At 50.9% G+C, this 7500-nt stretch carries 2 tRNA genes and 5 rRNA genes (1 of these 7 only partly in view); all 7 read left to right on the top strand.

What is annotated here, in order from left to right:
* Positions 1–1514, top strand: a 23S ribosomal RNA gene (locus HBN68_RS21750); it begins 1378 nt to the left of the window's first position.
* A gap of 149 nt (positions 1515–1663) precedes the next feature.
* Positions 1664–1779, top strand: a 5S ribosomal RNA gene (gene rrf / locus HBN68_RS21745).
* 456 nt (positions 1780–2235) lie between these two features.
* Positions 2236–3772 (top strand): 16S ribosomal RNA (locus tag HBN68_RS21740).
* Positions 3773–3894: 122 nt separating this feature from the next.
* A tRNA-Ile gene (locus HBN68_RS21735) sits at positions 3895–3971 on the top strand.
* 9 nt (positions 3972–3980) lie between these two features.
* Positions 3981–4056, top strand: a tRNA-Ala gene (locus HBN68_RS21730).
* 236 nt (positions 4057–4292) lie between these two features.
* Positions 4293–7184, top strand: a 23S ribosomal RNA gene (locus HBN68_RS21725).
* A 149-nt stretch (positions 7185–7333) separates the two neighbouring features.
* Positions 7334–7449 (top strand): 5S ribosomal RNA (gene rrf, locus HBN68_RS21720).
* Together the 16S, 23S and 5S rRNA genes with 2 tRNA genes alongside form the textbook arrangement of a ribosomal RNA operon.
* Positions 7450–7500: the final 51 nt, after the last annotated feature.

Raw genomic sequence — 7500 nt, 5'->3', positions numbered from 1 at the left:
TAATATTCCTGTACTTCTGGTTATTGCGATGGAGGGACGGAGAAGGCTAGGCCAGCTTGGCGTTGGTTGTCCAAGTTTAAGGTGGTAGGCTGGAATCTTAGGTAAATCCGGGATTCTAAGGCCGAGAGCTGATGACGAGTGTTCTTTTAGAACACGAAGTGGTTGATGCCATGCTTCCAAGAAAAGCTTCTAAGCTTCAGGTAACCAGGAACCGTACCCCAAACCGACACAGGTGGTTGGGTAGAGAATACCAAGGCGCTTGAGAGAACTCGGGTGAAGGAACTAGGCAAAATGGCACCGTAACTTCGGGAGAAGGTGCGCCGGTGAGGGTGAAGCATTTACTGCGTAAGCCCACGCCGGTCGAAGATACCAGGCCGCTGCGACTGTTTATTAAAAACACAGCACTCTGCAAACACGAAAGTGGACGTATAGGGTGTGACGCCTGCCCGGTGCCGGAAGGTTAATTGATGGGGTTAGCTAACGCGAAGCTCTTGATCGAAGCCCCGGTAAACGGCGGCCGTAACTATAACGGTCCTAAGGTAGCGAAATTCCTTGTCGGGTAAGTTCCGACCTGCACGAATGGCGTAACGATGGCGGCGCTGTCTCCACCCGAGACTCAGTGAAATTGAAATCGCTGTGAAGATGCAGTGTATCCGCGGCTAGACGGAAAGACCCCGTGAACCTTTACTATAGCTTTGCACTGGACTTTGAATTTGCTTGTGTAGGATAGGTGGGAGGCTTTGAAGCGTGGACGCCAGTCTGCGTGGAGCCATCCTTGAAATACCACCCTGGCAACTTTGAGGTTCTAACTCAGGTCCGTTATCCGGATCGAGGACAGTGTATGGTGGGTAGTTTGACTGGGGCGGTCTCCTCCTAAAGAGTAACGGAGGAGTACGAAGGTGCGCTCAGACCGGTCGGAAATCGGTCGTAGAGTATAAAGGCAAAAGCGCGCTTGACTGCGAGACAGACACGTCGAGCAGGTACGAAAGTAGGTCTTAGTGATCCGGTGGTTCTGTATGGAAGGGCCATCGCTCAACGGATAAAAGGTACTCCGGGGATAACAGGCTGATACCGCCCAAGAGTTCATATCGACGGCGGTGTTTGGCACCTCGATGTCGGCTCATCACATCCTGGGGCTGAAGCCGGTCCCAAGGGTATGGCTGTTCGCCATTTAAAGTGGTACGCGAGCTGGGTTTAGAACGTCGTGAGACAGTTCGGTCCCTATCTGCCGTGGACGTTTGAGATTTGAGAGGGGCTGCTCCTAGTACGAGAGGACCGGAGTGGACGAACCTCTGGTGTTCCGGTTGTCACGCCAGTGGCATTGCCGGGTAGCTATGTTCGGGAAAGATAACCGCTGAAAGCATCTAAGCGGGAAACTTGCCTCAAGATGAGATCTCACTGGAACCTTGAGTTCCCTAAAGGGCCGTCGAAGACTACGACGTTGATAGGTTGGGTGTGTAAGCGCTGTGAGGCGTTGAGCTAACCAATACTAATTGCCCGTGAGGCTTGACCATATAACACCCAAGCAATTTGATCGAAAGACCAGATTGCGGTGTGTGAAGACGATACAAACCGAAAGTTTGCACCTCACAAAACACCAAACTATTACATACCCATTCGCTGGAGCGTTAACCGTAAGGTAAACGACCTGGCTACCGAATTTCTTGACGACCATAGAGCATTGGAACCACCTGATCCCATCCCGAACTCAGCAGTGAAACGATGCATCGCCGATGGTAGTGTGGGGTTTCCCCATGTGAGAGTAGGTCATCGTCAAGATTAAATTCCAGAATCCCTGTCTGCTCACGCAGACAGGGATTTTGTTTTTGTAGAAGTACAAGCTTTGTAAAAAGCGTGTGCAGTTAATCAGGTCACTAACCTGATTAATAAAGAATAAAGTGGGGTTGACAGCAGCGTGTAACGCTGTAGAATTCGCCTCCCGCTGACGAGAGATCGAAAGCGCAAGTGGTTGATGTTACAGAGGAAACTTTGAAAACATCTTAAAATAACCGCTTGACAGCAACAGAGGCTGCTGTAGAATGCGCGCCTCGGTTGAGCGAAAGCTTAACCAACCGCTCTTTAACAACTGAATCAAGCAATTCGTGTGGGTGCTTGTGGAGTCAGACTGATAGTCAAAAAGATTATCAGCATCACAAGTTACTCCGCGAGAAATCAAAGATGTAACCAACGATTGCTGAGCCAAGTTTAGGGTTTTCTCAAAACCCAAAGATGTTTGAACTGAAGAGTTTGATCATGGCTCAGATTGAACGCTGGCGGCAGGCCTAACACATGCAAGTCGAGCGGTAGAGAGGTGCTTGCACCTCTTGAGAGCGGCGGACGGGTGAGTAATACCTAGGAATCTGCCTGATAGTGGGGGATAACGTTCGGAAACGGACGCTAATACCGCATACGTCCTACGGGAGAAAGCAGGGGACCTTCGGGCCTTGCGCTATCAGATGAGCCTAGGTCGGATTAGCTAGTTGGTGAGGTAATGGCTCACCAAGGCTACGATCCGTAACTGGTCTGAGAGGATGATCAGTCACACTGGAACTGAGACACGGTCCAGACTCCTACGGGAGGCAGCAGTGGGGAATATTGGACAATGGGCGAAAGCCTGATCCAGCCATGCCGCGTGTGTGAAGAAGGTCTTCGGATTGTAAAGCACTTTAAGTTGGGAGGAAGGGCATTAACCTAATACGTTAGTGTCTTGACGTTACCGACAGAATAAGCACCGGCTAACTCTGTGCCAGCAGCCGCGGTAATACAGAGGGTGCAAGCGTTAATCGGAATTACTGGGCGTAAAGCGCGCGTAGGTGGTTTGTTAAGTTGAATGTGAAATCCCCGGGCTCAACCTGGGAACTGCATCCAAAACTGGCAAGCTAGAGTATGGTAGAGGGTAGTGGAATTTCCTGTGTAGCGGTGAAATGCGTAGATATAGGAAGGAACACCAGTGGCGAAGGCGACTACCTGGACTGATACTGACACTGAGGTGCGAAAGCGTGGGGAGCAAACAGGATTAGATACCCTGGTAGTCCACGCCGTAAACGATGTCAACTAGCCGTTGGGAACCTTGAGTTCTTAGTGGCGCAGCTAACGCATTAAGTTGACCGCCTGGGGAGTACGGCCGCAAGGTTAAAACTCAAATGAATTGACGGGGGCCCGCACAAGCGGTGGAGCATGTGGTTTAATTCGAAGCAACGCGAAGAACCTTACCAGGCCTTGACATCCAATGAACTTTCCAGAGATGGATTGGTGCCTTCGGGAACATTGAGACAGGTGCTGCATGGCTGTCGTCAGCTCGTGTCGTGAGATGTTGGGTTAAGTCCCGTAACGAGCGCAACCCTTGTCCTTAGTTACCAGCACGTAATGGTGGGCACTCTAAGGAGACTGCCGGTGACAAACCGGAGGAAGGTGGGGATGACGTCAAGTCATCATGGCCCTTACGGCCTGGGCTACACACGTGCTACAATGGTCGGTACAAAGGGTTGCCAAGCCGCGAGGTGGAGCTAATCCCATAAAACCGATCGTAGTCCGGATCGCAGTCTGCAACTCGACTGCGTGAAGTCGGAATCGCTAGTAATCGTGAATCAGAATGTCACGGTGAATACGTTCCCGGGCCTTGTACACACCGCCCGTCACACCATGGGAGTGGGTTGCACCAGAAGTAGCTAGTCTAACCCTCGGGAGGACGGTTACCACGGTGTGATTCATGACTGGGGTGAAGTCGTAACAAGGTAGCCGTAGGGGAACCTGCGGCTGGATCACCTCCTTAATCGACGACATCAGCTGCTCCATAAGTTCCCACACGAATTGCTTGATTCATTGAAGAAGACGATAGAAGCAGCTTTAAGCTCCAAGCTGATAGCTCACGCTAACAGTTACAAGCTCGAAATTGGGTCTGTAGCTCAGTTGGTTAGAGCGCACCCCTGATAAGGGTGAGGTCGGCAGTTCGAATCTGCCCAGACCCACCAATTTTGTATGGGGCCATAGCTCAGCTGGGAGAGCGCCTGCCTTGCACGCAGGAGGTCAGCGGTTCGATCCCGCTTGGCTCCACCATAAACTTGCTTCTGTATCGTAAAGCTTAGAAATGAGCATTCCATCAGCACGATGGTGAATGTTGATTTCTGATCTTTTGATTAGATCGTTCTTTAAAAATTTGGGTATGTAATAGAAAGATAGACTGAATGACACTTTCACTGGTGTTTATTCAGGCTAAGGTAAAATTTGTGAGTAATTGCAAGTTTTCGGCGAATGTCGTCTTCATAGTATAACCAGATTGCTTGGGGTTATATGGTCAAGTGAAGAAGCGCATACGGTGGATGCCTTGGCAGTCAGAGGCGATGAAAGACGTGGTAGCCTGCGAAAAGCTTCGGGGAGTCGGCAAACAGACTTTGATCCGGAGATGTCTGAATGGGGGAACCCAACCATCATAAGATGGTTATCTTGTACTGAATACATAGGTACAAGAAGCGAACCAGGGGAACTGAAACATCTAAGTACCCTGAGGAAAAGAAATCAACCGAGATTCCCTTAGTAGTGGCGAGCGAACGGGGACCAGCCCTTAAGCTGTATTGATGTTAGCGGAACGCTCTGGAAAGTGCGGCCATAGTGGGTGATAGCCCTGTACGCGAAAACATCTTTGCAGTGAAATCGAGTAGGACGGAGCACGAGAAACTTTGTCTGAATATGGGGGGACCATCCTCCAAGGCTAAATACTACTGACTGACCGATAGTGAACTAGTACCGTGAGGGAAAGGCGAAAAGAACCCCGGAGAGGGGAGTGAAATAGATCCTGAAACCGTATGCGTACAAGCAGTGGGAGCCCACTTTGTTGGGTGACTGCGTACCTTTTGTATAATGGGTCAGCGACTTATTTTCAGTGGCAAGCTTAACCGAATAGGGGAGGCGTAGCGAAAGCGAGTCTTAATAGGGCGTCTAGTCGCTGGGAATAGACCCGAAACCGGGCGATCTATCCATGGGCAGGTTGAAGGTTGGGTAACACTAACTGGAGGACCGAACCGACTACCGTTGAAAAGTTAGCGGATGACCTGTGGATCGGAGTGAAAGGCTAATCAAGCTCGGAGATAGCTGGTTCTCCTCGAAAGCTATTTAGGTAGCGCCTCATGTATCACTGTAGGGGGTAGAGCACTGTTTCGGCTAGGGGGTCATCCCGACTTACCAAACCGATGCAAACTCCGAATACCTACAAGTGCCGAGCATGGGAGACACACGGCGGGTGCTAACGTCCGTCGTGAAAAGGGAAACAACCCAGACCGTCAGCTAAGGTCCCAAAGTTATGGTTAAGTGGGAAACGATGTGGGAAGGCTTAGACAGCTAGGAGGTTGGCTTAGAAGCAGCCACCCTTTAAAGAAAGCGTAATAGCTCACTAGTCGAGTCGGCCTGCGCGGAAGATTTAACGGGGCTCAAACCATACACCGAAGCTACGGGTATCACGTAAGTGATGCGGTAGAGGAGCGTTCTGTAAGCCTGTGAAGGTGAGTTGAGAAGCTTGCTGGAGGTATCAGAAGTGCGAATGCTGACATGAGTAACGATAATGGGTGTGAAAAACACCCACGCCGAAAGACCAAGGTTTCCTGCGCAACGTTAATCGACGCAGGGTTAGTCGGTCCCTAAGGCGAGGCTGAAAAGCGTAGTCGATGGAAAACAGGTTAATATTCCTGTACTTCTGGTTATTGCGATGGAGGGACGGAGAAGGCTAGGCCAGCTTGGCGTTGGTTGTCCAAGTTTAAGGTGGTAGGCTGGAATCTTAGGTAAATCCGGGATTCTAAGGCCGAGAGCTGATGACGAGTGTTCTTTTAGAACACGAAGTGGTTGATGCCATGCTTCCAAGAAAAGCTTCTAAGCTTCAGGTAACCAGGAACCGTACCCCAAACCGACACAGGTGGTTGGGTAGAGAATACCAAGGCGCTTGAGAGAACTCGGGTGAAGGAACTAGGCAAAATGGCACCGTAACTTCGGGAGAAGGTGCGCCGGTGAGGGTGAAGCATTTACTGCGTAAGCCCACGCCGGTCGAAGATACCAGGCCGCTGCGACTGTTTATTAAAAACACAGCACTCTGCAAACACGAAAGTGGACGTATAGGGTGTGACGCCTGCCCGGTGCCGGAAGGTTAATTGATGGGGTTAGCTAACGCGAAGCTCTTGATCGAAGCCCCGGTAAACGGCGGCCGTAACTATAACGGTCCTAAGGTAGCGAAATTCCTTGTCGGGTAAGTTCCGACCTGCACGAATGGCGTAACGATGGCGGCGCTGTCTCCACCCGAGACTCAGTGAAATTGAAATCGCTGTGAAGATGCAGTGTATCCGCGGCTAGACGGAAAGACCCCGTGAACCTTTACTATAGCTTTGCACTGGACTTTGAATTTGCTTGTGTAGGATAGGTGGGAGGCTTTGAAGCGTGGACGCCAGTCTGCGTGGAGCCATCCTTGAAATACCACCCTGGCAACTTTGAGGTTCTAACTCAGGTCCGTTATCCGGATCGAGGACAGTGTATGGTGGGTAGTTTGACTGGGGCGGTCTCCTCCTAAAGAGTAACGGAGGAGTACGAAGGTGCGCTCAGACCGGTCGGAAATCGGTCGTAGAGTATAAAGGCAAAAGCGCGCTTGACTGCGAGACAGACACGTCGAGCAGGTACGAAAGTAGGTCTTAGTGATCCGGTGGTTCTGTATGGAAGGGCCATCGCTCAACGGATAAAAGGTACTCCGGGGATAACAGGCTGATACCGCCCAAGAGTTCATATCGACGGCGGTGTTTGGCACCTCGATGTCGGCTCATCACATCCTGGGGCTGAAGCCGGTCCCAAGGGTATGGCTGTTCGCCATTTAAAGTGGTACGCGAGCTGGGTTTAGAACGTCGTGAGACAGTTCGGTCCCTATCTGCCGTGGACGTTTGAGATTTGAGAGGGGCTGCTCCTAGTACGAGAGGACCGGAGTGGACGAACCTCTGGTGTTCCGGTTGTCACGCCAGTGGCATTGCCGGGTAGCTATGTTCGGGAAAGATAACCGCTGAAAGCATCTAAGCGGGAAACTTGCCTCAAGATGAGATCTCACTGGAACCTTGAGTTCCCTAAAGGGCCGTCGAAGACTACGACGTTGATAGGTTGGGTGTGTAAGCGCTGTGAGGCGTTGAGCTAACCAATACTAATTGCCCGTGAGGCTTGACCATATAACACCCAAGCAATTTGATCGAAAGACCAGATTGCGGTGTGTGAAGACGATACAAACCGAAAGTTTGCACCTCACAAAACACCAAACTATTACATACCCATTCGCTGGAGCGTTAACCGTAAGGTAAACGACCTGGCTACCGAATTTCTTGACGACCATAGAGCATTGGAACCACCTGATCCCATCCCGAACTCAGCAGTGAAACGATGCATCGCCGATGGTAGTGTGGGGTTTCCCCATGTGAGAGTAGGTCATCGTCAAGATTAAATTCCAGAATCCCTGTCTGCTCACGCAGACAGGGATTTTGTTTTTGT

The sequence above is a fragment of the Pseudomonas sp. WS 5078 genome (assembly GCF_012985745.1).
Classification (GTDB): domain Bacteria; phylum Pseudomonadota; class Gammaproteobacteria; order Pseudomonadales; family Pseudomonadaceae; genus Aquipseudomonas; species Aquipseudomonas lundensis_A.
Note: the sequence above shows the minus strand (reverse complement) of the source record. Positions and strands in the feature narration are given on the sequence as shown.